19 protein-coding genes and 1 riboswitch are annotated in these 23,222 nt (G+C 69.1%); of the genes, 9 read left to right on the forward strand and 10 right to left on the reverse strand.

Going from position 1 to position 23,222, the window contains the following annotated elements:
* The first annotated feature begins 186 nt into the window (after positions 1–186).
* Positions 187–262: riboswitch (cobalamin riboswitch) on the forward strand.
* Between the two features lie 53 nt (positions 263–315).
* A complete protein-coding gene (gene cobN, locus ACZ6YV_RS37865; protein ID WP_465514202.1) occupies positions 316–3,912 on the forward strand; it encodes a cobaltochelatase subunit CobN in 3,597 nt (1,198 codons plus the stop codon).
* 217 nt (positions 3,913–4,129) lie between these two features.
* Here cobN and ACZ6YV_RS37870 read toward each other — a convergent pair whose 3' ends face one another.
* Positions 4,130–5,218 (reverse strand): dihydrofolate reductase family protein, encoded by a 1,089-nt coding sequence (locus ACZ6YV_RS37870; protein WP_465514203.1) that lies wholly within the window; start codon positions 5,216–5,218, stop codon positions 4,130–4,132.
* A 117-nt stretch (positions 5,219–5,335) separates the two neighbouring features.
* On the opposite strand from ACZ6YV_RS37870, the gene ACZ6YV_RS37875 reads away from it, so the two are divergent.
* On the forward strand, positions 5,336–6,901 hold the full coding sequence (locus ACZ6YV_RS37875; RefSeq protein ID WP_465514204.1) for an ATP-binding cassette domain-containing protein: 1,566 nt from the start codon (positions 5,336–5,338) through the stop codon (positions 6,899–6,901).
* On the opposite strand, the gene paaE is transcribed toward ACZ6YV_RS37875, so the two are convergent.
* The 6 genes from paaE to paaZ are packed head-to-tail and all read right to left on the reverse strand — an operon-like array spanning position 6,898 to position 12,561.
* Positions 6,898–7,968 (reverse strand): 1,2-phenylacetyl-CoA epoxidase subunit PaaE, encoded by a 1,071-nt coding sequence (gene paaE / locus ACZ6YV_RS37880; RefSeq protein ID WP_465514205.1) that lies wholly within the window; start codon positions 7,966–7,968, stop codon positions 6,898–6,900. The two genes, ACZ6YV_RS37875 and paaE, sit on opposite strands and share 4 nt — an antisense overlap.
* Positions 7,968–8,456 (reverse strand): 1,2-phenylacetyl-CoA epoxidase subunit PaaD, encoded by a 489-nt coding sequence (paaD, locus tag ACZ6YV_RS37885; RefSeq protein WP_020634308.1) that lies wholly within the window; start codon positions 8,454–8,456, stop codon positions 7,968–7,970. Before paaD ends, paaE begins: the two co-directional genes overlap by 1 nt.
* Complete coding sequence (gene paaC, locus ACZ6YV_RS37890) at positions 8,450–9,307, reverse strand: 1,2-phenylacetyl-CoA epoxidase subunit PaaC (protein WP_465514206.1); 858 nt, start codon at positions 9,305–9,307, stop codon at positions 8,450–8,452. Before paaC ends, paaD begins: the two co-directional genes overlap by 7 nt.
* 1 nt (position 9,308) lies before the next feature.
* On the reverse strand, positions 9,309–9,593 hold the full coding sequence (gene paaB, locus ACZ6YV_RS37895) for a 1,2-phenylacetyl-CoA epoxidase subunit PaaB (protein ID WP_005168080.1): 285 nt from the start codon (positions 9,591–9,593) through the stop codon (positions 9,309–9,311).
* On the reverse strand, positions 9,590–10,534 hold the full coding sequence (gene paaA / locus ACZ6YV_RS37900) for a 1,2-phenylacetyl-CoA epoxidase subunit PaaA (protein ID WP_465514207.1): 945 nt from the start codon (positions 10,532–10,534) through the stop codon (positions 9,590–9,592). Before paaA ends, paaB begins: the two co-directional genes overlap by 4 nt.
* Positions 10,531–12,561, reverse strand: coding sequence for a phenylacetic acid degradation bifunctional protein PaaZ (gene paaZ / locus ACZ6YV_RS37905; protein ID WP_465514208.1), 2,031 nt, complete (start codon positions 12,559–12,561; stop codon positions 10,531–10,533). The genes paaA and paaZ overlap by 4 nt, the downstream gene beginning before the upstream one ends.
* Positions 12,562–12,763: 202 nt before the next feature.
* On the opposite strand from paaZ, the gene paaI reads away from it, so the two are divergent.
* Genes paaI through ACZ6YV_RS37920 form a run of 3 tightly spaced genes read left to right on the forward strand, consistent with a single transcriptional unit; the run spans position 12,764 to position 15,023 of the window.
* Complete coding sequence (paaI, locus tag ACZ6YV_RS37910; RefSeq protein ID WP_465514286.1) at positions 12,764–13,147, forward strand: hydroxyphenylacetyl-CoA thioesterase PaaI; 384 nt, start codon at positions 12,764–12,766, stop codon at positions 13,145–13,147.
* Positions 13,144–14,433, forward strand: coding sequence for a phenylacetate--CoA ligase PaaK (gene paaK, locus ACZ6YV_RS37915; RefSeq protein WP_465514209.1), 1,290 nt, complete (start codon positions 13,144–13,146; stop codon positions 14,431–14,433). Before paaI ends, paaK begins: the two co-directional genes overlap by 4 nt.
* Positions 14,430–15,023 carry a TetR/AcrR family transcriptional regulator gene (locus ACZ6YV_RS37920; protein ID WP_465514210.1) on the forward strand — a complete coding sequence of 198 codons (594 nt, stop codon included), beginning with the start codon at positions 14,430–14,432 and terminating at the stop codon, positions 15,021–15,023. The genes paaK and ACZ6YV_RS37920 overlap by 4 nt, the downstream gene beginning before the upstream one ends.
* A 135-nt stretch (positions 15,024–15,158) precedes the next feature.
* On the opposite strand, the gene ACZ6YV_RS37925 is transcribed toward ACZ6YV_RS37920, so the two are convergent.
* On the reverse strand, positions 15,159–15,437 hold the full coding sequence (locus ACZ6YV_RS37925; protein WP_465514211.1) for a hypothetical protein: 279 nt from the start codon (positions 15,435–15,437) through the stop codon (positions 15,159–15,161).
* 125 nt (positions 15,438–15,562) lie between these two features.
* Between ACZ6YV_RS37925 and ACZ6YV_RS37930 the strand changes: the two genes are divergently transcribed.
* The gene (locus tag ACZ6YV_RS37930) at positions 15,563–16,228 is read left to right on the forward strand and encodes a TetR/AcrR family transcriptional regulator (protein WP_378239637.1); all 666 of its coding nucleotides are present in this window, start codon (positions 15,563–15,565) and stop codon (positions 16,226–16,228) included.
* On the opposite strand, the gene ACZ6YV_RS37935 is transcribed toward ACZ6YV_RS37930, so the two are convergent.
* Positions 16,155–17,183 (reverse strand): AraC family transcriptional regulator, encoded by a 1,029-nt coding sequence (locus ACZ6YV_RS37935; protein WP_465514212.1) that lies wholly within the window; start codon positions 17,181–17,183, stop codon positions 16,155–16,157. The genes ACZ6YV_RS37930 and ACZ6YV_RS37935 overlap by 74 nt on opposite strands.
* An 80-nt stretch (positions 17,184–17,263) precedes the next feature.
* Between ACZ6YV_RS37935 and ACZ6YV_RS37940 the strand changes: the two genes are divergently transcribed.
* Genes ACZ6YV_RS37940 through ACZ6YV_RS37950 form a run of 3 tightly spaced genes read left to right on the forward strand, consistent with a single transcriptional unit; the run spans position 17,264 to position 21,545 of the window.
* A complete protein-coding gene (locus tag ACZ6YV_RS37940; RefSeq protein WP_465514213.1) occupies positions 17,264–18,379 on the forward strand; it encodes a winged helix DNA-binding domain-containing protein in 1,116 nt (371 codons plus the stop codon).
* Positions 18,380–18,432: 53 nt separating this feature from the next.
* The gene (locus tag ACZ6YV_RS37945; RefSeq protein ID WP_465514214.1) at positions 18,433–19,890 is read left to right on the forward strand and encodes a flavin-containing monooxygenase; all 1,458 of its coding nucleotides are present in this window, start codon (positions 18,433–18,435) and stop codon (positions 19,888–19,890) included.
* Entirely contained in the window at positions 19,887–21,545 is a 1,659-nt protein-coding gene (locus ACZ6YV_RS37950; RefSeq protein WP_465514215.1) for a GMC oxidoreductase, read from the forward strand. The genes ACZ6YV_RS37945 and ACZ6YV_RS37950 overlap by 4 nt, the downstream gene beginning before the upstream one ends.
* Before the next feature lie 65 nt (positions 21,546–21,610).
* On the opposite strand, the gene ACZ6YV_RS37955 is transcribed toward ACZ6YV_RS37950, so the two are convergent.
* Entirely contained in the window at positions 21,611–23,107 is a 1,497-nt protein-coding gene (locus ACZ6YV_RS37955; RefSeq protein ID WP_465514216.1) for a chitinase, read from the reverse strand.
* Positions 23,108–23,222: the final 115 nt, after the last annotated feature.

Raw genomic sequence — 23,222 nt, forward strand, 5'->3', positions numbered from 1 at the left:
CACCACCCCCCGGGGGGGGGGGGGGGGGGGGTGGTTGTGCCGACCGCCCCCCCACCCCCCCCCCCCCCCCCCCCCCCCCCCCCCCGACCAGCGCAAACCCCGCCCCCCGCCACCTGACGGACACATCACCTTGACTCCCGCCGAACAGCACCGGAGAGTGAGCGGGAACCCACGCGACGGCAGAGGGAGGAACCCGGTGAGAGTCCGGGGCGGTCCCGCCACTGTCACCCTCGGAACACCGAAGAGGGGAAGCCAGGAACTCCGGCCGTCGCGACCGCACGACCCGGGGCGCGGACACCCCGAGTGAGGACTGCCGTGATCCTGCTTCTGTCCACTTCGGACACCGACCTGCTCAGCGCACGGGCCAGCGAAGTCGACTACCGGCTCGCCAACCCCGCCCGGCTCGACCTCGCCGAACTGCCCGCTCTGCTCGACGGCGTCCAGATCGTCGTCGTCCGGATCCTCGGGTCCGAGCGCAGCTGGCAGGAGGGGCTCGACACGGTCCGCGCGAGCGGCGCGCACGTGGTGGTCCTCGGCGGTGAGCAGACACCGGACGCGCAGCTCATGAAGCTGTCCACCGTCCCGGCGGGCACCGCGGCGGAGGCCCACGCGTACCTTGCGCAGGGCGGCCCGGTGAACCTCACCCAGCTACACCGATTCCTGAGCGACACGCTCCTGCTCACCGGTGACGGTTTCGAGCCGCCCGCCGTGCAGCCGCTGTGGGGGGTCCTCCAGCGAGAAAGCACGCGAACCGAGGGCCCGGTCATCGCGATCCTCTACTACCGCGCGCATCACCTGTCCGGTAACACCGAGTTCGTCCACAGCCTTTCCGACGCGATCGAGGACGCCGGGGGCCGCGCGCTCCCGATCCACTGCGCCTCCCTCCGCACCCGCGAGCCGGAGATGATGGCCGAGCTGTCCAAGGCCGACGCGCTCCTGGTGACCGTGCTGGCCGCCGGGGGCACCCGGCCCTCCGAGGTCGGCGCCGGCGGGGACGACGAGGCGTGGGACGTCTCCGAGATGGCCGCGCTCGACATCCCGATCCTCCAGGCCCTCTGCCTCACCAGCGACCGCGAGACCTGGTCCGCCAACGACGACGGGCTCTCCCCCCTCGACGCGGGCAACCAGATGGCCGTCCCCGAGTTCGACGGCCGCCTCATCACCGTCCCGTTCTCGTTCAAGGAGATCGACGACGACGGCCTCCCCAAGTACGTGCCGGACGCCGAGCGCGCTTCGCGGGTCGCCAAGATCGCGCTCGCCCACGCCCGGTTGCGGCACACACCGCCGCCGGAGCGCAAAATCGCGCTGATGCTGTCGGCGTACCCGACGAAGCACTCCCGCGTCGGCAACGCCGTCGGCCTCGACACGCCCGCGTCCGCGATCGAACTGCTGCGCCGCATGCGCGACCGGGGTTACGACCTCGGCGAGGACCCGTTCCCCGGCGTCGAGCCCACCGGCACCGACCAGCCGGACGGCGACGCCCTGATCCACGCGCTCATCGCCGCGGGCGGCCAGGATCCGGAGTGGCTCACCGAGGAGCAGCTCTCCGGCAACCCGATCCGCGTCCCCGCCGACAAGTATCGCGAGTGGTTCGCCGAGCTGCCCGCGGAACTGCGCGAGGGCATGGAGGAACACTGGGGCCCCGCGCCCGGCGAACTTTACGTGGACAAGTCTCTCAACAAAGCGGGCGACATCGTCCTGGCGTCCCTGCAGTCCGGCAACGTCATCCTGATGATCCAGCCGCCGCGCGGGTTCGGCGAGAACCCGGTCGCGATCTACCACAACCCGGATCTCCCGCCGAGCCATCACTACCTCGCCGCGTACCGCTGGCTGGAGGAGGAGTTCGGCGCGCACGCCGTCGTCCACCTCGGCAAACACGGTTCGCTGGAATGGCTTCCCGGCAAGACCGCGGGCCTCTCGGACTCCTGCGCGCCGGACGCCGTCCTCGGCAACCTGCCGCTGATCTACCCGTTCCTGATCAATGACCCCGGCGAGGGCGCGCAGGCGAAACGGCGCGCGCACGCCACGATCGTCGATCACCTGATCCCGCCGATGGCCCGCGCCGAGAGCTATGGCGACATGGCCCGTCTGGAGCAGCTTCTCGACGAGCACGCCAACATCGCCGCGATGGACCCGGCGAAGCTGCCCGCGGTCCGCGCGCAGATCTGGACGCTGATCCAGGCCGCGAAACTGGACCACGACCTCGGTGTCGAGGAACGTCCGCACGACGCGGAGTTCGACGACTTCCTGCTGCACATCGACGGCTGGCTGTGCGAGGTCAAGGACGCCCAGATCCGTGACGGGCTGCACATCCTCGGTGCCGCGCCGGAAGGCGAGGCGCGGATCAACCTCGTACTCGCGATGCTGCGCGCCCAGCAGATGTGGGGCGGCAAACAGGGCGCCGTCCCCGGTCTGCGTTCCGCGTTGGGCCTCAAGGAAAACAGCGACGCACCACTGTCCGAAGTAGACGCCATCGAGCAGAAGGCCCGGTCGCTCGTCGTGGCGATGGAGGCCCGCGGCTGGTCCCCCGCCGCCGTCGCCGAGGTCGTCGCCGAAGTGCCGGAACACCAGGAGGTCGCGCGTGTGCTGACCTTCGCCGCCACCGAGATCGTGCCGCGCCTGGCGGGCACCGGCGCCGAGATCGACGCCGTGCTCCACGCGCTCGACGGCGGCTACATCCCGGCGGGTCCCAGCGGTTCTCCCCTGCGCGGCCTGATCAACGTGCTGCCGACCGGCCGCAACTTCTACACCGTCGACCCCAAGGCCATCCCGAGCCGCCTCGCGTGGGAGACCGGGCAGGCACTCGCCGACTCGCTTCTCCGCCGCTACAAGGAGGACACCGGCGACTGGCCGCGTTCGGTCGGCCTCTCGGTCTGGGGCACGTCGGCCATGCGCACCTCGGGTGACGACGCCGCGGAAGTCCTGGCCCTGCTGGGAGTCCAGCCGGTCTGGGACGAGGCGTCACGGCGGGTCACCGGGATCGAGGCCATCTCGCTCACCGAACTCGGGCGCCCACGCGTCGACGTCACCGTGCGGATCAGCGGCTTCTTCCGCGACGCCTTCCCGCATGTGATCACGCTGCTGGACGACGCCGTGCGCCTCGTCGCGAACCTGGACGAACCGGACGAGCAGAACTTCGTGCGCGCCCACACCCGCGCGGATCTGGCCGCCCACGGAGACGAACGCCGTGCCACCACGAGGATCTTCGGTTCCAAGCCCGGCGCGTACGGCGCGGGCCTGCTGCCGCTGATGGATTCCGGGAACTGGCGCGACGACAAGGATCTCGCCGAGGTCTACGCGGTCTGGGGCGGGTTCGCCTACGGCCGCGACCTCGACGGCAGGCCGGCGCGCGAGGACATGGAGAACTCGTACAAGCGGATCGTGGTCGCGGCCAAGAACACCGACACCCGCGAGCACGACATCGCCGACTCCGACGACTACTTCCAGTACCACGGCGGGATGATCGCGACGGTCCGCGCGCTGACAGGCACCGCCCCGGCGTCCTACGTCGGCGACAGCACCACCCCGGACGCGGTCCGCACCCGCACCCTCGGCGAGGAGACCGCCCGTGTCTTCCGGGCCCGTGTGGTCAATCCGCGCTGGCTGGCGGCGATGCGCAAGCACGGCTACAAGGGTGCTTTCGAGCTGGCGGCGACCGTCGACTACCTCTTCGGTTTCGACGCCACCGCCGGGGTGGTCGGCGACTGGATGTACGAGAAGCTCACCGAGTCCTACGTGCTCGACGAGGTCAACCAGGAGTTCCTGCGCCAGGCCAACCCGTGGGCGTTGCGCGGCATCATCGAGCGGCTGAACGAGGCGGCCGATCGGGGCCTCTGGGCGGAGCCGGACGCCGACCTTTTGGCTCAGCTGCGCGAGGTCTACTTATCGCTGGAGGGGGACCTCGAATCCTGACGTCACCCCTTGGAGCCGCCTCATGGCACTCCCGGCGGTACCACTGTCGTATGCGCAGAACTTAGCGTGACAAGGGCGGTGGGATGACAACGATCGGGAGGACAGCGATGATCAAGCGTCTGTTGAAGGTCGTGCTTCGCCACGGTTGCTGCTCGGCGTGCACCGGTCAGGGCTGCGGCTGCTGCGACGCCTGTAAGTAGGCTCTGCTGGCTAAAAGCTAGGGGCGGACACCCGCGATATGGGTGTTCGCGCGGCGGACGTCGGCGGCGAGGGCCCCTACCTCGATCACCCGGCGTCCGGCCGCCTCCAGCGTCTCGGCGCCGACGCAGTCGACGAACACCGACGGCTCGCGCCAGGCGAACACGACGCGCGGGATGCCGGCGTCGAGGATGAGCTGGGTGCAGCTTCGCGGATGTGACGTCCGCGAGCTGCACGGCTCCAACGACGTGTACATCGTCGCTTCCGCCAGTCTCGAGTCTCCGGGTTCGAGCTTGGCGAGAGCGGCTTCTTCGGCGTGGTTGGCCGGATCGCCGTCGCCCGAGTAGCCGGTGGAGATCACTTCGCCGTCGGCGCCGGTGATGACTGCGCCGACGCGGAAGGTCCGCGGCGGGCAGTTCTCGGCCAGCGCGATGGCTTCACGCAGCCGCAGAATGTCCACTTCGGACGGTTCCGGCGTCGCGTGGTACTCCAGCACGGCGATGTCGCCCAGCCGGGTGCTTTCGACAAGCGTGAGCCCGCGTGGAAAAGCGCCCGGACCCGTGAACCTCGGAGCGCGCGGGTCGCCGACGAAGAACGGCGCGATGGCAAGGTGCAGTTCATCAACGAGCCCTTCGGTGAGGAACTGCGTGTGGATCGCACCCCCGCCCTCGACCATCAGCCGCCGCACGCCCCGCGCGTGGAGATCGGCCAGCATTTCACGCAGACCGACCAGCTCGACGACGGTCGCCTTCACGCCCGTGACGACGCCGGGCGGGGCGTAGACCAGCTTCTCCGCGTCCCCCACGGTGAAGAACTGCGCCGCCGGATCGAGCGCCCCGCTCCGGGTGAGCGTGACCTTGACCGGCTGTTCCGGGCGGCCCGCCGCGACGCGCTCGGCCACCAGCTCCGGCGAGCGGACCAGCAGGCGGGGGTTGTCCGCGCGGACCGTGTTCGCACCGACGAGGATCGCGTCCGACGCCGCGCGCAGCCCGTCCACCCTGGCCCAGTCTTCCGCGTTGGACAGCACCAGCCGGGTGTCGGTCGCGTCGTCGAGGTAGCCGTCCAGCGAGACGGCGGCGGACAGCAGGACGTGGGGGCGTTCGGTCACGTCGCCAGTATGCCCCCGCTAAATCGGTCGCACCGGAATCGCCGCCCGGCTACCGTGGCCCCGTGATCTTCTGAGACGAACCTGCGCCCTCATTCCACCTCTTTCGCAGGGAGTCTCATGTCTTCTTCCTTGACGTTTTCCGACGTCACCTTCACCTGGCCCGACGGCGCCGGGGTGTTCGAGCGGCTATCGCTCACCATCGGGGCCGGTCGCACGGGCCTGGTCGGCACCAACGGATCCGGGAAGTCCACGTTGCTCAGGCTGCTCGCCGGCGGCCTGCGCCCGGAGTCCGGCTCGATCACCGCACCGGGCGAACTCGGTTACCTGCCCCAGAACCTCGTCCTCGACACCGGCCGCCGGGTCGACGACGTGCTGGGCGTCACCGCGATCCGCGCGGCGATCAGAGCCGTCGAGAGCGGCGCTGCCGCTGAAGAGCATTTCACCACCATCGGCGACAACTGGGACGTCGAGGAACGCACTCGCGCGATCCTCGACCGGCTCGGCCTGGGCGCTGTCCGCCTGGACCAGCGGGCGGGTGAGCTGTCCGGCGGCGAACTCACGCTGCTCGGGCTGGCCGCCCTGCTGCTGCGGCGTCCCGCCGCGCTGCTGCTCGACGAGCCGACGAACAACCTCGACCTGCGGGCACGCGAACTCGTGCACCGCGAGGTGGCGGACTGGGGCGGGATCCTCGTGGTGGTCTCGCACGATCGCGAGCTGCTTCAGCTCGTCGACCGGATCGCCGAGGTCCGCGACCGCGAGGTCACCCTGTACGGAGGCGACCTCGCGGACTACGAACACGCCGTCGAGGTCGCCCAGGAAGCCGCGCGGCGGCATCTGCGCGCGGCGGAGTCAGACGTCAAGCGGCAGAAGCGGGAGCTGATCGAGGCCGGGATCAAACTCGCCCGGCGGGCCCGCTACGGCCAGAAGATGTGGGACACCAAACGCGAGCCCAAGGTGCGGATGCGCAAACGTCAGGAGGACGCGCAGATCGCCGCGGGCAAGCACCGGAACCTGCACACCGACAGGCTGGAGGGTGCCGTCGAAGCGCTGAAAGCCGCCGAAGAACTGGTGCGCAAAGACGCCGAAATCCGCGTCGAACTGCCGGAAACCACGGTCCCTCGGGGAACGGACGTGCTCCGGATCGACGCCGTGCCCCGGTTCGGCCCGCCGGTGAACCTGCACGTCATGGGCCCCGAGCGGATCGCACTCGTCGGCCCGAACGGGTCAGGGAAGACCACCCTGCTCCGCACGATCACCGGCGAACTCCCGCCGAAGTCGGGCGAAGTGGGGCTGTTCGTCCCCGCCAGGCTGCTCCCCCAGCGGCTCGACATCCTCGACGACACGCTGTCCATTGTGGACAACGTGCGCCTGGTCGCGCCGTCGCTCACGGACAACGAGATCCGCGCGCGGCTGGCGCGGTTCCTGTTCCGGGGAACGACGGCGGACCGTGAGGTGGCGTCGCTGTCCGGCGGGGAACGGTTCCGGGCGGCGCTGGCGACGCTGCTGCTGACCGAGCCCACGCCGCGACTGCTGCTGCTCGACGAGCCGACGAACAACCTCGACCTGGCGAGCGTCCGTCGGCTCACCGAGGCGTTGCCGGCCTACCGGGGCGCGCTGATCGTGGCGAGCCACGACCGGCCGTTCCTGAAGGACATCGGTATCACCAGGTGGTGGGAGATCTAGGCGTCGAAGTCCACGGTGACGGCGTCGGACACCGGCACCGACTGGCAGGTGAGCACGAAACCGGCGTCGACTTCGGCCTTCTCCAGGGCGAAGTTGCGCCGCATGTCCACCTTGCCGTCGCAGATCTTCGCCCGGCAGGTGCCGCACACCCCGCCCTTGCAGGCGAACGGCAGATCCGGGCGGTACTTCTGCGCGCCGTCGAGTACCGAGGAGTCGCGCGGCAGCGTCATCGTCGTCGACCGGCCGTCGAGGACCAGCGTGACCTCGCTGGACGAACCCACGACGGCCGGGTCGACGTGACGCACCGGCTCCGGCGGAGTGTCCACATAGAACAGTTCCTGATGGACACGCTCGTCGGGGACGTCGAGGGATCGCAGCAGGTCCTGCGCGCCGGTCACCATCTCGAACGGCCCGCACAGCCACCAGTGCGCGACGTCCTCGACCGGGATCAGCACGGCGCACAGGCGCCGCAGCTTCTCGACGTCGAGCCGTCCGGTGAACAGTTCGGCCTCGCGCGGCTCGCGAGAGAGCACGTGGATGAGTTCGAGCCGCGCGGGGTAGCGGTCCTTCAGGTCCGCGAGGTCGTCGGCGAACATGACGGTGTCCGTGCGACGGTTGCCGTAGAGCACGGTCACCGTGGCGTCGGAATCGCCGAGCAGCGAGGACGCGATCGACAGCACCGGCGTGATCCCGGACCCGGCCGCGATCAGCACATGATGCCCGGCGGCTTCGAGATCGGGGCTGAAGCTGCCGGTGGGCGGCGCGACCTCGATCTCGTCGCCGGGTTTCACATCGCGCACCAGCCAGGACGAGAACAGCCCGCCCGGCACCTCCCGCACACCGACCCGCGGCGCCGCACCGGCGGGCGCGCAGATCGAGTACGAGCGTCGTTCGTCGCGGCCCTCGACCTCGCGGCGCAGGGTCAGCGACTGACCTGCCTTGAAGCGGAAGGTGTCGGCGAGGTCTTCGGGCACGTCGAAAGTCACCGCGACGGCGTCGTCGCACAAGCGCTGGACGTCGGCCACTTTCAGGGTGTGAAACCCGGTGCGGCGCAGGATCGCGGTCACTAGATCTCCTTGACGTGTTCGAACGGTTCGAGACAGAACCGGCAGCGGCGCAGGGCTTTGCACGCCGTCGCGCTGAACCGCGACTGCTCCTCGGTGTCCGCCGAACCACAGTGCGGGCAGCGGACCGAAGACACCGCCGGGCTCAGCGTGAGCGGGATCGGGCCGGTCCGCCGCGGCGCGGCCCCCGGCGGTGCGATCCCGGCCTCGGCCAGTTTCCGTTTGCCGTCTTCGGTGATCCAGTCGGTGGACCACGCCGGCTGAAGCACCGTGCGGACCTCGACGTCGCCGTAGCCCGCGCCGGTGAGCGCGTGCACGAGGTCGTCGCGCATGGTGTCCATCGCCGGGCAGCCGGTGTAGGTCGGGGTGATCGCGACGACCACGCGACCGCCGGATTCGGACACTTCACGCAGCACGCCGAGGTCGGCCAGGGTGAGCATCGGCAGTTCCGGGTCGGTGACCGTGGCCGCCACGGCGTACGCGGTCACCATGTCGCGTCCGGGTTTTCCCTGGCGACGCTCTGCAGGGTCGCCAGCAGGAAGCCCATCCGCTCGGTGTGCACGCCGTCACGGCCCATCCGGCCGGAAACCCCGGCGATGGTGCCGATCTCGGGGCGCGTCAGCTTCGCGACGGCCAGCACCTGGTCGAGGATCGCGTCGAACTCCGGCCGCAGCGACGGCGACTCGACGAACTCGACCTCGTGCGCGGCGAAAAGCTCGCCGACATAAGGCCAAACAGCGTCGAGACCTTCCTGCATGCGCTCGTGGGACAGTTCGGTGCCGTCACCGAGCCGGACGGCCCATTGGGCGGCGTAGTCGCGGTGGTAGGCGACTTCCTTGACACCCTTGTCCGCGATGGCCGCCAGCACCGGGTCGACGCTGGTCCGCAAGCGCTGCAAGAGCTCCAGCCGCCAGATCGAGAACACCAGCAGCCGCGCGATCAGGTGCCCGAAGTGCCCGCCTTCGAGTTCGGCGAGCCGGACATTGCGGTACTCCTGCTCGCTCCGGAAGAAGGCGTAGGAATCCTCGGTGCGCTCACTGCCGTCGGCCTTGCCCGCGCGGGCCAGCAGCAGCCGGGCCTGTCCGAGCAGGTCGAGCGCGATGTTGGCGATCGCGACCTCGTCCTCAAGCTCGGGCGCGTTCGTGCACCACTCCTGCAGCCGGTGCGAGAAGATCAGCGCGTCGTCGCCGAGCATCAGGCAGTAGGCCGCCAGCCGCGCACCGTCCACACCGGACGGGACCGTGGTGTCCACACCGGACAGTGGATCCTCGAATCCGGTGCCGAAGGCCCAGCGGGAGTCGTTTTCCTCGGTGATCGCCTCGTAGGCGTTGTCGAAGCTCATGTCAGATGTGCGGAACGTTGTCGGGGATGTCGTAGAACGTCGGGTGCCGGTACACCTTGTCGCCGCTGGGCGCGAAGAACGGGTCCTTCTCGTCCGGCGAGGAAGCGGTGATGTCCGACGCGCGCACGACCCAGATCGACACGCCTTCGTTGCGGCGGGTGTACAGATCCCGCGCGTGGTGCAGCGCCATGTCGTCGTCCGCCGCGTGCAGCGAACCCACGTGCACGTGGTTCAGGCCGCGCTTGCCCCGGACGAACACCTCGTACAACGGCCAGTCGTGTTTCATGCCGAGGCACCCTTCTTCGCGGCGTGGGCGGACGCGGCTTCCCGCACCCACGCGCCGTCTTCCTGGGCCCGCCGCCGGTGCGCGACGCGCTGGGCGTTGCAGGGGCCGTTGCCCTTCAACACGTTCTTGAACTCGTCCCAGTCGACGGCGCCGAAGTCGTAGTGCCCGCGTTCGGCGTTCCACTTCAGGTCCGGGTCCGGGAAGGTGACGCCCAGCGCCTCGGCCTGCGGGATGGACATGTCGACAAAGCGCTGGCGCAGCTCGTCGTTGGTGTGGCGTTTGACCTTCCACGCCATCGACTGCGCGGTGTTCGGCGAATCGGCGTCCGGCGGGCCGAACATCATCAGCGACGGCCACCACCAGCGGTTCACCGCCTCCTGCACCATCTCGCGCTGCTTTTCGGTGCCGCGCATCATGGTCATCAGCAGTTCGAAGCCCTGCCGCTGATGGAAGGACTCCTCCTTGCAGATGCGGATCATCGCGCGGGCGTACGGCCCGTACGAGCTGCGGCACAGCGGGACCTGGTTGCAGATCGCCGCGCCGTCGACCAGCCAGCCGACCACGCCGACGTCGGCGAAGGTCAGCGTCGGGTAGTTGAAGATCGACGAGTACTTCTGCTTGCCGTTGATCAGCTTGTCGGTCAGGTCCGCGCGGTCGGCGCCGAGCGTGGCCGCCGCCGAGTACAGGTACAGCCCGTGCCCGGCCTCGTCCTGCACCTTGGCGAGCAGGATCGCCTTGCGCCGCAAGGAAGGCGCGCGGGTGATCCAGTTGCCCTCGGGCTGCATGCCGATGATCTCCGAATGCGCGTGCTGCGCGATCTGGCGGATCATCGTCTTGCGGTAGCCCTCGGGCACCCAGTCGCGCGGCTCGATGCGCTGGTCACGCTCGATGGTCGCCTCGAAGTGCTGTTCGAGGTCCTCTTCCGGCAGTGTCGCGGTCATGACTGCTCCTTCGCCACCAGGGTCAGGACGTCGTACTTGGCGACCGAGTCACCGTCGGCGTTGGTGACGTCGGCGTCCCAGCGGACTTCGCCGTACTCCTGGTCGATGCGCGGGGTGATCTGCTTGGCGGTCAAGGTGACCGTGAGGGTGTCACCGACCTTGACCGGGGTGAGGAACCGCAGGTTCTCCAGGCCGTAGTTGGCCAGCACCGGGCCGGGTTCCGGCGAGACGAACAGGCCCGCGGCGAACGAGACCACGAGGTAGCCGTGCGCCACGATCCCGCCGAACAGCGGGTTCGCCGCCGCGGCTTCGGGGTCGGTGTGGGCGTAGAAGGTGTCGCCGGTGAACTCGGCGAAGTGGTCGACGTCGGACTGCAGGACCTCGCGCGGCCCGGCGACGACGGAGTCGCCGATCTTCAGCTCCGCCAAAGACTTCCGGAATGGGTGGACGTCGCCCTCGGCGCGCGGGGCGCCGGTGACCCAGCGGCCGGTGACCGTGCTGAGCACCTTCGGGCTGCCCTGGACCGCCGTGCGCTGCATGTGGTGCAGCACGCCGCGGACACCGCCCATCTCCTCGCCGCCACCGGCGCGGCCGGGGCCGCCGTGGACCAGCTGCGGCATAGGCGAGCCATGGCCCGTCGACTCCTTGGCGTCTTCGGCGTCCAGCACCAGCAGACGGCCGTGGTACGGCGCGACCCCGAGGACGACCTCACGCACGAACTCCTGGTCGGCGGAAACGATCGAACCGACGAGACTGCCGCCGCCGCGTGCGGCGAGCTCGATGACCTGCTCGGTCGAGGTGTAGGGCAGCAGCGTCGAGACCGGGCCGAACGCCTCGACCTCGTGCGGCTCGGAACGCTCCGGGTCGGCCTTCAGCAGCACCGGCGAAATGAACGCGCCACGTTCGGCGTCCGCGCCGACGACCTCGACCTGCTCCGGGTCACCGAAGACGACCGTGCCGACGTCCAGCAGCGCCTTGAGCGACCGCCGGACCTCCTCACGCTGCTCCAGGCTGGCCAGAGCGCCCATCCGCACACCTTCGGCGGTCGGGTTGCCGACGGTGGTCTTCGCCAGCCGCGCGCTCGCGGCCTCGGCGACGGCGTCCACCAGGTCCGCGGGCACGAAGGCGCGGCGGATGGCGGTGCACTTCTGGCCGGCCTTGACCGTCATCTCGGTGGTCAGCTGCTTGACGAAGAGGTCGAACTCGGTGGTGCCGGGTTTGGCGTCCGGGCCGAGGATCGAGCAGTTCAGCGAGTCGGCCTCGGCGTTGAACCGGACCGAGTTGCGCACGATCGAGGGGTGCGCGCGCAGCTTCTGCGCCGTCGAGGCGGAGCCGGTGAACGAGACGAGGTCCTGCGCGGTGACGTGGTCGAGCAGGTCGCCGACGCTGCCCGCGACGAACTGCAGCGTGCCCTCGGGCAGGATGCCGGATTCGATGATGATCTCGACCAGCCGCGCGGTGAGGTACGAGGTCTGGCTGGCCGGCTTGATCAGACTCGGCACCCCGGCGAGGAACGCGGGCGCGAACTTCTCCAGCGGGCCCCAGACGGGGAAGTTGAAGGCGTTGATCTGGACGGCGACGCCGCGCAGCGGAACCGCGATGTGCTGGGCGACGAAGGTGCCGCCCTTGCTCAGCGGCTCGACGTTGCCGTCGACGTAGACGGTGTCGTTCGGCAGTTCGCGCTTGCCCTTGCTGGAGTAGGCGAACAGGACGCCGATGCCGCCGTCGATGTCGACCATGGAGTCGCCCTTGGTGGCGCCCGTCCTGGCCGAGAGCGCGTACAGCTCTTCGCGGTGTTCGCGCAGGTGGGAGGCCAGGGCCTTCAGCAGCGCGGCGCGCTGGTGGAAGGTCAGCTCACGCAGCGCGGGGCCGCCGGTGCGGCGGCCGTACTCCAGCGCGGCGGCGAAGTCGATGCCCTCGGAGGAGACCCGGGCGACCTCCTCGCCCGTCGAGGCGTCGTGCAGCGGTACTCCGTCAGCTTCCGCCGTGTGCCACCCGCCGGAGACGTAGCTGCGCAGCAATGCCATGAGGGCCGACCCTTCAGTGATGGATTTACAGACCGTCCGTTCAGTAATTGACTGTAGCTCGTGACCGGGCACTTGCAAACCCCCTGATGGCGGTGGACCCTTGACATCTGCCCGAAAACACGCCTTTACTGGCGGCACCCTTTAACAACCGTCCATTCGGTCAGTAACTAGGTGGTTTGGGTTGACTAACGCCGCGCACACGATGTTCGCCGACGACCAGGCGTCCAACGCGCTGGGCATCGAGCTGGTCGAGGCCGCCGAAGGACACGCGGTCGCCACGATGCGGATCACCGAGACGATGGTCAACGGGCACGACATCGCCCACGGCGGCTACGTCTTCCTGCTGGCCGACACGACTTTCGCCTGCGCCTGCAACAGCCACGGCCCGGTGACCGTCGCGTCCGGCGCGGAAATCTCCTTCGTCGCCGCCGGAAAGCTCGGCGACCACCTCATCGCCACCGCCACCGAGCGGACCCGCTACGGCCGCAACGGCATCTACGACGTCACCGTGCACCGGGAGACCCCCGACGGCCCGGAGGTCGTCGCCGAATTCCGCGGCCGCAGCCGCACCATCCAGAAGGCATGACGATGACTTTCAGCGACGACGCCGAGAACCTGACCATCGACGAACTCCAGGCGCTGCAACTGAAACGCCTCCGGTGGACGCTGCGGCACGCCTACGACAACGTGCCGTTCTACACCAGGAAGTTCGACGAGGCCGGGGTTCACCCGGACGACTGCAAGGCGCTGGAAGACCTGGCGAAGTTCCCCTTCACCACGAAACAGGACCTGCGGGACAACTACCCGTTCGGCATGTTCGCCGTGCCGGAATCGCAGGTCAGCCGCATCCACGCGTCCAGCGGGACCACCGGGAAGCCGACCGTCGTCGGGTACACCGCCGAAGACATCGACATCTGGGCGACGGTGATGGCGCGCTCGATCCGCGCGGCGGGCGGGCGGCCGGGCGAAAAGGTCCACGTGGCCTACGGGTACGGCCTGTTCACCGGCGGCCTCGGCGCGCACTACGGCGCGGAGAAGCTGGGCTGCACGGTGATCCCGGCGTCGGGCGGCATGACCGCGCGCCAGGTGCAGATCATCACCGACTTCAAACCCGAGATCATCATGGTCACCCCGTCGTACATGCTGACGCTGCTCGACGAGTTCGAACGCCAGGGCGTCGACCCGCAGGCGAGTTCGCTCAAGGTCGGCATCTTCGGCGCGGAGCCGTGGACCGAGCAGATGCGCACGGAGATCGAGGAACGCGTCGGCATCGACGCCGTCGACATCTACGGCCTGTCCGAGGTGATGGGCCCCGGCGTCGCGCAGGAATGCGTCGAGACCAAGGACGGGCTGCACATCTGGGAGGACCACTTCTTCCCCGAGGTGATCGACCCGTTCACCGAAAAGCCGACCGACGCCGAGGGCGAGCTGCTGTTCACGTCGCTCACCAAGCAGGCGCTGCCGATCATCCGGTACCGCACGCGCGACCTCACCCGGCTGCTGCCCGGCACCGCGCGGCCGGCGTACCGGCGGATGGAGAAGGTGACCGGGCGCAGCGATGACATGATCATCCTGCGTGGCGTCAACGTCTTCCCCACGCAGATCGAGGAAGTCGTGCTGGTGACCCCCGCGCTCGCGCCGCATTTCCAGCTGATCCGGTCCACGAAGGGCCGGATGGACCACCTGACCGTCCGCGTCGAGGCGCGTCCGGACGCCAGTGCCTCGCAACGCGCCGAAGCCGCCGCCCGGCTGATCGCCGGGGTCAAGGACGGGGTCGGGGTGAGCGTCGGCGTCGAGGTCGTCGATCCGGACACGCTGGAACGGTCGCTGGGCAAGATGCGCCGCGTACTCGACGAACGGGACCGCGGTTGACCACCCCCGCCCGCCGGGGGCGCCCCGGCTACGACCTCGAGTCGCTGCTGCAGGTCGCGGTCAAGCTGTTCAACGAACGCGGCTACGACGGCACCAGCATGGAGGACCTCTCCCGGAAACTCGGGATCACGAAGTCCGCGATCTACCACCACGTGCCGAGCAAGGAAGAGCTGCTGCGGCTCGCCGTCGACCGCGCGCTGAACGGCCTGTTCGCCATCGCCGCCGAGACGGAATCCTTCGAGGGCAGGGCGATCGAGAAGCTGGAACACCTGGTGCGGGGCAGTGTCCTCGTGCTGGTCGAGCAGCTGCCGTTCGTGACGCTGCTGCTGCGGGTGCGCGGCAACACCAAGATCGAGCGGGCGGCGCTGGCGCGGCGGCGCGAATTCGACCGGCTGGTCACGGACCTGGTGAAACGGGCCGAAACCGAGGGCGACGTGCGGCCCGACATCGATCCCGCGGTCACCGCACGACTGCTGTACGGCATGGTGAACTCGCTGATCGAGTGGTACCGGCCGCGCCGGGGTTCGGCGGGCACGGAACTGGCGGACGCGGTGTGCAAGATCGCCTTCGAGGGCCTGCGGGCGCAGTAACTCGCGGGAACCCAGCCGTAACTCGCGTGATTGGAGCCGTAACTCGCGTGATTGAAGCCGTAACTCGCGTGTCTGGAGCCGTTCCGGCTTCAAGCACGCGAGATCCGCCTCCAGTCACGCGTGTTCCGCCTTCCGTCACTCCCCCGCGGCCTGGGGCGGTCGCCGCGCCTGCCAGATCAGCGCGTCGCGCAGCTGCTGGATGAGCTGTTCGTCGTCCGCTTCCGACGGATCGACCCCGAGCGGGATCCAGCGTTCACCGACCTCGGTCCCGTTCTCGAAATTGGTGATCACTATCCCCGCGTAGGAGACGCGTTCGTCCGCGATGTCACCTTGCATCCGGACGTCACGATGCTGCAACCGGACACTGACCCACCGTCCGACGCGGCGAACCGGATCGCGTTCAGCACTGGCCATTCGTCCCTACCCATGACACCCGGTCCCCCCGCCTCGAACGTCGCCTTGAAGGCCCCAGGGGTTACCAGCGGGTCGTTCCGAATGAGTAACGGCGGGCGGCGGGCTGAAACAGTTACGCTCGGCCCATGAGCACCGATCCGGAAGCCCGGCGGCGCCGCCTCGAGCCGGCCGCCCGGCGCGCCGAGATCCTGGCGGCGGCCCGGCGGCTGTTCGGCGCGGGCACGTACGCCTCGGTTTCGACCTCGGACATCGCGAAGGCCGCCGGGGTGGCGCGGCCGCTGATCAACCACTACTTCGGCGGCAAGCGGGAGCTGTACCTGGAAGTCGTCCGGCAGATGATGATCGTGCCGGCGCCGGTGATCGAGAACCTGCCCGACACCACCGCCGAGGAGCGGCTCGCCATCAGCGTCCGGCACTGGATCGAGGTCGTCGAACGCAACGAGCAGGCGTGGCTGACGGCGATCGGCCCGGAGGCCGTCGGCCGTGATCCGGACATCGAGCGGATCATGCTGGAGGGTGACGAGATCGCCGCCGACAGGGTGCTCGCGGCCGCGTTGATGAGCGACGTCACCGAGGGTCGCGAAGAGCTCCGCGCGATGATCCGTTCGTACGGCGGGATGCTGCGTGCCGCGTCACGCGAGTGGCTGGTCCGCGGCACGCTCGGCCGGGACGAGCTGCGGGTCTTCCTCACCGATTCGATCCTGCATCTGCTGCGCGTCACCTACCCGGCCGTGCTCGCAACGCGTTCCGCCGGGCATAGGCCGCCGGCGTCATCCCCTTCCAGCGCTTGAAGGCGTAGATGAAACTCGACGCCTCGGCGTAGCCCAGCCGCAGCGCGACGTCCTCCACGCTGAGCGCGCCGGTGTCCAGCATCTCTTCCGCCAGTGCTTGGCGGACCTCGTCCAGCAGTGCGCGGTAGCCGGTCCCGGCCTCGAACAGCCGTCGTCGCAGCGTGCGCGGGCTGAGCGCGAGCCGCCGCGCGACCTCCTCCATCCCCGCGTCGACCCCGCCGAGCCGCACCAGCCGCTCCCGGACCTGCTGGGCGATCCCGGACCGCTCGCGTTTCCGTGAGACCAGCAGATCGCATTGCGCGGCGCAGACCGCGACGGTCTGATCGTTGGCCTGCGGCAACGGCTTGTCGAGGAAGAGCGGGTCCAGGGTGGCGACGTGCGACGGCGCGGAGAACGACGGCGCCAGCCCGAAGGTCCGCACGTATTCGTCCACAGTGGAGGGTTTGTCGTGCCGGAAGGCCAAGGACCGCAGGGAGATCTCCGGCAGGATGTCGCGCATGACGGTGTGGATGGCCCCGAGGTCGCGCAGCAGCAGGAAGCGGGCGACGTCGTCCGGCACGCGGCTGTCGTCCATGGCCAGTGCGAGCCGCCCGGCCTCGACGGTCACGTGCGGGATGCAGAAGGTGAAGCTCAGGTCCAGGTAGCGCAGGGCGAAGCGCATCGCGTCCCCCAGCGTCGGGCTGCTGATGCACGCGAAGCCGAAGATGCCGAACGCGCTGACGCGATACCGCCGGCTCAGCCGCAGCGCGACGTCGTCCCCGCCGCCGAGGCCGCGGACCAGGCTCCGGACCACCGCGAGCTCCTGGCGCGCGTCGACCTGGCCGTCGACAGGGGCGTGTTCGTAGGGCTCCAGTCCCGCGATGCCGTTCTCGGCGGCGAAGCGGGCCATGAGCACGATGCTCGCCGTGCCGCGCGGGTAGTCCCAGTCCCGGATCACCGGCGGCGGTAGTTCCATGGCCGGGATTATGGATCCCCCCGCGACTATCGGCGCATTGAGGACCGTAACTGTCCTTGATCCCGTTTAGGGTGAGCGGCATGTCCGACACGTTGAGCAGGCGCGCGCTGAACCGCGCCATGCTGGACCGGCAACTGCTGCTCCGGCGTTCGAAGATGACCGCGCTCGAAGCGGTCGAGCATCTCGCCGGGTTGCAGGCGCAGGCGCCGAACCCGCCGTACTTCGCGCTGTGGACGCGGCTGCACGGCTTCCGCCAGGAAGACCTGGCGAGCCTGCTGCTGGACAAGAGTGTCGTACGGATCGCGCTCATGCGCGGCACGGTGCACCTGGTGACACCGTCGGACGCGCTGGCGTGGCGGCCGATCGTGCAGCCGCTCTACGACCGCTCGATGCTCGGCAACACCCAGTTCGGCCCCGACATCAAGGGCCTCGACCACCAGGAGATCGCCCGCACCGCCCGCAAACTGCTCGGCGAGCGGCCGCTTTCCTCCGCCGGACTCGGCGCGGAACTCGCCAAGCACTGGGAGGGCACGGCGCCGTCGTCGCTGGTGCACGTCGCGCGGGCGCTGCTGCCGCTGGTGCAGATCCCGCCGCGCGGGGTCTGGGGCAAGTCGGGACAGCCGACGTATCAGACCACCGGGGACTGGCTCGGCGCCGAACCGGACGAGTCGCCGTCACCGGAGCGGATGTTCCGTCGCTATCTGGCCGCTTTCGGGCCCGCCAGCGTGCGGGACGCGCAGGCGTGGGCCGGGATCACGAAGCTCGGCGACGTCGCCGAGCGGCTGCGGCCGGAGCTGCGGACGTTCCGTGACGAGAACGGCCGCGAGCTCTTCGACCTGCCCGAAGCCTCTCGCCCCGATCCGGACACGCCCGCGCCGGCGCGGCTGCTGGGTCCGTTCGATCAGACCGTCCTCTCCTACGCCGACCGCACCCGCGTGATCAGCGACGAGCACCGCAAGGTCGTCATCACGCAGAACGGCCTGGTCAAGGGCACCATCCTGGTCGACGGGTCCGTGAAGGGCTTCTGGGAGATCAAGGTGGTGAAGAAGGCCGCTTCGGTGGTGATCACGCCGTTCGAACGCGTCCCGAAACGCGACCTGGACGCTCTGGAAAGCTCCGCCCACCGCCTCCTGACCTGGGCGCACCCCAACTCGGAGAGCCACTCGGTGGAGCTCGTGGCCGGAAATCTCGATTGAGTGGCCGGTCGTGTACTTCCTAGCGGGGTGAGGGCTGCGTAGCTTCGATCGGCATGGGCAAGACGAGCGTGCTGATCGTGGGAACGGGCTTCGGCGGGGTCGGGACGGCGATCGAGCTCAAACGCGCCGGATTCGACGAGTTCACCATCCTGGAGAGCGCGGACGAGCCGGGCGGCGTCTGGCGGGAGAACACCTATCCGGGCGCGGGCTGCGACATCCCGTCGCCGCTGTACTCGTTCTCCTACGAGCCCAATCCCGACTGGCCGAAGCGGTTCTCGCTGCAACCCGACATCCACTCCTACCTCAAACGCGTGGTGCGCCGTTACGGGCTCGAACCGCACATCCGGTTCGGAACCCGCGTGACCAGTGCTTCCTTCGACGAGGACCGAGGGCTCTGGCGGGTCGAGACCGCGGACGGCGAGACGTTCGAAGCAACCGTCTTCGTCCCCGCCGTCGGGCAGCTTTCGCGGCCGGTCCAGCCGGACATCCCCGGCCAGGACACCTTCGAGGGCCCCAGTTTCCACTCCGCGCGCTGGGACCACGACGTCGACCTGCGCGGCAAGAAGGTCGCGGTGATCGGCACCGGCGCGAGCGCGATCCAGTTCGTGCCCGAGGTCCAGCGCCAGGCGGGCGAGCTGACGGTGTTCCAGCGCACCGCGCCGTACATCATGGCCAAACGGGACACCCGCTACCGGCGCTGGCAGCAGCGGCTGTTCCGGCACCTCCCGGCCACGCAACTGCTCGGAAGGCTCCGGATCTTCCTCCTCGCCGAGTACGCGACCTACGCGATGACCAAACATCCTTTCCTGGCCAAGGTCTTCGAGCTGCGCACGGCCCAGCTGCGCCGCCGTCACATCAAGGACCGGGCGCTGCGCGAGAAACTCACCCCGGACTACCCGCTGGGCTGCAAGCGGATCCTGTTCACCAACGAATACCTGCCCGCGCTCGCGCAGCACAACGTCGCCGTGGAGACCCGGCACATCAGCGCGATCACGCCGTCCGGGGTGCTCACCGAGGACGGTGTCGAGCACGAGGCCGACGTCATCGTCTACGGAACCGGGTTCGCGGCGACCGACTTCCTCGGCGAGCTCAAGGTGGAGGGTCTCGGCGGCCGGGCGCTGTCCGACGCGTGGAAGGGCGGCGCGCGGGCGTACCTCGGCATGACCGTGCCGGGATTCCCGAACCTGTTCTGCGTCTACGGGCCCAACACGAACCTCGGCGCGGGCTCCATCATCTACATGATCGAACGGCAGGCCCGCTACATCCGCCAGGCCGTCGAACACCTGAGCCGCCCCGAAGTGTCCTATATGGACGTCGTCCCGGAGGTCGAGCAGCGGTACGACGAGGAGGTCCAGCGACGGCTCGGCCGCAGTGTCTGGACGACCTGCGTCAGCTGGTACCGCCAGGAGAACGGCCGTGTGAGCACGAACTGGCCGGGTCTGGTGACCGAATACGACCGCCGGACGAAGACGCTCGACCTCGGCGACTACCGGACGGCGGGACCGCGATGAACTACGACGTGCTGGTGATCGGTTCCGGTTTCGGCGGCAGCGTGACAGCGTTGCGGCTCACCGAGAAGGGGTACCGCGTCGGCGTGCTGGAGACCGGCCGCCGGTTCGCCGACGACGAGTTCGCGAAGACCTCATGGCGGCTGCGGAAGTACCTGTGGGCCCCGAAACTGGGCTGCTACGGCATCCAGCGGCTGACGTTGCTGAAGAACACCTTCGTGCTGAGCGGCGCGGGCGTCGGCGGCGGTTCGCTCGTCTACGCGAACACGCTCTACGAACCCCCGGACACCTTCTACGAAGACCCGCAGTGGGCGCACATCACCGACTGGAAATCCGAGCTCGCCCCGCATTACGACCAGGCGAAACGGATGCTGGGCGTGACGGAGAACCCGCTGGTCACCCCGGCGGACAAGGTGCTGCGCGACGTCGCCGAGGACATGGGCATCGCGCACACCTACCGGCCGACTCCTGTCGGCGTCTACTTCGGCAAGCGTGACGTCGACCCGTTCTTCGGCGGCGAAGGCCCGAAGCGGAAGCCGTGTACGCACTGCGGCGAATGCATGACCGGCTGCCGGGTCGGCGCGAAGAACACGACCGTCAAGAATTACCTTTACCTGGCGGAAAAAGCGGGTACGGAGGTCCATCCGCTGACCACCGCGGTGTCGGTCCGGCCGATCGACGGCGGATACGCTGTCGACACTGTCCGAACAGGACGATGGGCTCGCAGGACCTTCACCGCCGAGCAGGTCGTGTTCGCCGCCGCTTCCCTGGGCACGCAACGGCTTCTGCATTCGTTGAAGGATTCCGGCACCTTGCCGGAGCTGTCGCCGCGCCTGGGGCTGCTCGCCAGGACGAACTCCGAGGCCGTACTGGCCGCGCGGTCACTGCGAAAGGACACGGACTTCACCCGCGGCGTCGCGATCACGTCGTCGATCCATCCCGACGCCGTGACGCATGTCGAGCCGGTGCGGTACGGCAAGGGCAGCAACTTCATGGGCCTGCTGACGACGGTGCTCGTCGACGCCGAGCCGGGCAAACGCCGGTGGGCGCTGGGCCTGCGCGAGCTGTGGCGGAACCGGCGGGACCTGGTGCGGCTGCACAACCCGCGACGGTGGTCGGAACGGATGGTCGGGCTGCTGGTGATGCAGACGCTGAACAATTCCGTGACCACGTACACGAAACGCGGGCTCTTCGGCCGCCGGATGACCACGAAACAGGGCATCGGCGACCCGAACCCCGAGTGGATCCCGGCCGGGCACGAGGTCACCCGGCGGGTGGCGGACAAGATCGGCGGACTGGCCCAAGGCGCGTGGACGGATCTGGCGAACATCCCGATCACCGGCCACTTCATCGGCGGCTGCGCGATCGGCGACAGCGCCGAGACCGGCGTCGTCGACCCGTATCAGCGGGTGCACGGTCATCCGGGGCTGCACATCGCCGACGGCTCGGCGATCTCGGCGAACCTCGGGGTGAACCCGTCGCTGACCATCACCGCGCAGGCGGAACGCGCGATGTCGTTGTGGCCGAACAAGGGTGAGTCCGACCCGCGGCCGCCGCTCGGCTCCCCCTACCGGCGGCTCTCGGCTGTCGCTCCGCTCAAGCCCGTCGTGCCTCCGGAGGCGCCTGCGGCCCTGCGCCTCCCCCTCACCCCGCTCTGACATGGAAAGGGCGGGTGCCGTCGCCCGCGCGACGCCGGCACCCGCCCCGGTCTAGCGGCGGATCATCACGGGAGGCCTGCCAGTCCCGCGCTCACCGTGTTCGACCACGAGTAGCCCTGCGAGGCGTCCCAGTTGATCGACCAGGTCATCGCGCCCCGGATCGTCGGGTACGTCGTCGACGGCTTGAACGAACCGCAGTTCGTGCCCTTCGCCAGGCAGTTCAGCGCGTTGACCGTGTTGCCGGGCGACTGGTAGCCACCGCCCGCGGCCGAACCGGAGGCGGGCAGGCCGAGACCGACCTGGTCGGCCCGCAGGCCGCCCTGCAGCTGGAGGCAGGCCAGCCCGGTGAGGAAGTCGACGGTGCCCTGCGAGTACACCTTCTGGTCGCAGCCGAGCATCGAACCGCTGTTGTAGTACTGCATGTTGACGATCGTCAGGATGTCCTTGACGTTCAGCGCCAGCTTGAAGTACTCGGCACCGGTGCTCTGCATGTCGATCGTCTGCGGGGCCATGGTGATGACCGTGCCGCCACCGGCGTGGATGGCCCGCAGCGCCTGCGCCATGTAGGTCGAGTTGACGCCGTTCTCCAGGTCGATGTCGACGCCGTCGAAGCCGTAGGACGCGATGAGCGACTTCATGCTGTTGGAGAAGTTCGTCGCCGCGGCCGAGGAGTCGACGCGGATCGTGCCCTTCTCGCCGCCGACGGACAGGATGACCTTCTGCCCGCGCGCCTGCGCCGTCTTGATGTCGGCCTTGAACTGCGCGTCGGTGTAGCCGCCGAGCTGGCTCGACAGACCCGAGTCGAGGGTGAAGGTGACCGCGCCCGGCGTGGTCGTCGCGTCGGCGAAGGACACCGCGATGATGTTGTACTTCGTCGGGACGTCAGCGAGCTTGAGCGCCTTCGCGCCGTTGTAGAAGTTCTGCCAGTAGCCGGTGATCAAGTGCTTCGGCAAGTCACCGGGGTTCGGGTTGGTCGTCGTGGTCGTCGGTGGGTTCGACGTGGTCGGCGAGATGCTGGTGGTGGGCGACGACGTGGTGGTCGTCGGCGTCGTGGTCGGCGAGCCGCCGGGGCCGTCGAGGTTGACGTCGTCGGCGAAGTACGCGGGCTGGCCGTACCAGCCGTGCAGGTAGATCTCGACGCTGGTGGTGGACGCGCCGGTGGTGAAGCTCAGCGTGAGCTGCGACCAACTGCCGGTGCCCGGGGTCCAGGTGTTCTTGTCACCCGTTCCGGTACCGGTGACCCCCAGGTAGGTGTAGCTGCCCTGCACCCAGGCCGACAGTGTGTACGCGGTGTTGGCCTTGACCGGCACGCTCTGCGAGCAGCGGGCGTTGTCCTGCCCGGCGGGAGTGGCGCTGAGCGCGCGGGTGCCCGAATGGACCGGCGTGCTGACCACCGAGGACGTTCCGGAGCAGGTCCAGCCGCTCGTGGTCCCGAGTTCGAAGCCCGGGTTGGTCAGGATGTTGGCGGCCGAGGCACTGCCCGAGACCGCGAAAGTCACCCCCAGGCACACGGCCAGTGACGACAGCAGGGCGAGGAACGCGTGTTTCGGCTTGACTTTCACAGCTGGCCTCCACGAACAGGTGACGTCGGCCACATCAAAATGGTACAGACCAATCCAACTGTCAAGGTTTCGGTTAGAGGAGGCCATACGAAAGTCGGCTCGGCCGAAGCGGCAG

Source organism: Amycolatopsis sp. NPDC102522 (genome assembly GCF_055584485.1).

Bases quoted from the DNA above. Each gene is read 5' to 3' on its own strand.
- ACZ6YV_RS37875 (WP_465514204.1), top strand. From the start codon at position 5,336: ATGTCTTCTTCCTTGACGTTTTCCGACGTCACCTTCACCTGGCCCGAC.
- paaD (WP_020634308.1), bottom strand. From the start codon at position 8,456: ATGGTGACCGCGTACGCCGTGGCGGCCACGGTCACCGACCCGGAACTG.
- paaC (WP_465514206.1), bottom strand. From the start codon at position 9,307: ATGAGCTTCGACAACGCCTACGAGGCGATCACCGAGGAAAACGACTCC.
- paaB (WP_005168080.1), bottom strand. From the start codon at position 9,593: ATGAAACACGACTGGCCGTTGTACGAGGTGTTCGTCCGGGGCAAGCGC.
- paaA (WP_465514207.1), bottom strand. From the start codon at position 10,534: ATGACCGCGACACTGCCGGAAGAGGACCTCGAACAGCACTTCGAGGCG.
- paaZ (WP_465514208.1), bottom strand. From the start codon at position 12,561: ATGGCATTGCTGCGCAGCTACGTCTCCGGCGGGTGGCACACGGCGGAA.
- paaI (WP_465514286.1), top strand. From the start codon at position 12,764: ATGTTCGCCGACGACCAGGCGTCCAACGCGCTGGGCATCGAGCTGGTC.
- paaK (WP_465514209.1), top strand. From the start codon at position 13,144: ATGACGATGACTTTCAGCGACGACGCCGAGAACCTGACCATCGACGAA.
- ACZ6YV_RS37925 (WP_465514211.1), bottom strand. From the start codon at position 15,437: ATGGCCAGTGCTGAACGCGATCCGGTTCGCCGCGTCGGACGGTGGGTC.
- ACZ6YV_RS37930 (WP_378239637.1), top strand. From the start codon at position 15,563: ATGAGCACCGATCCGGAAGCCCGGCGGCGCCGCCTCGAGCCGGCCGCC.
- ACZ6YV_RS37935 (WP_465514212.1), bottom strand. From the start codon at position 17,183: ATGGAACTACCGCCGCCGGTGATCCGGGACTGGGACTACCCGCGCGGC.
- ACZ6YV_RS37940 (WP_465514213.1), top strand. From the start codon at position 17,264: ATGTCCGACACGTTGAGCAGGCGCGCGCTGAACCGCGCCATGCTGGAC.
- ACZ6YV_RS37945 (WP_465514214.1), top strand. From the start codon at position 18,433: ATGGGCAAGACGAGCGTGCTGATCGTGGGAACGGGCTTCGGCGGGGTC.
- ACZ6YV_RS37950 (WP_465514215.1), top strand. From the start codon at position 19,887: ATGAACTACGACGTGCTGGTGATCGGTTCCGGTTTCGGCGGCAGCGTG.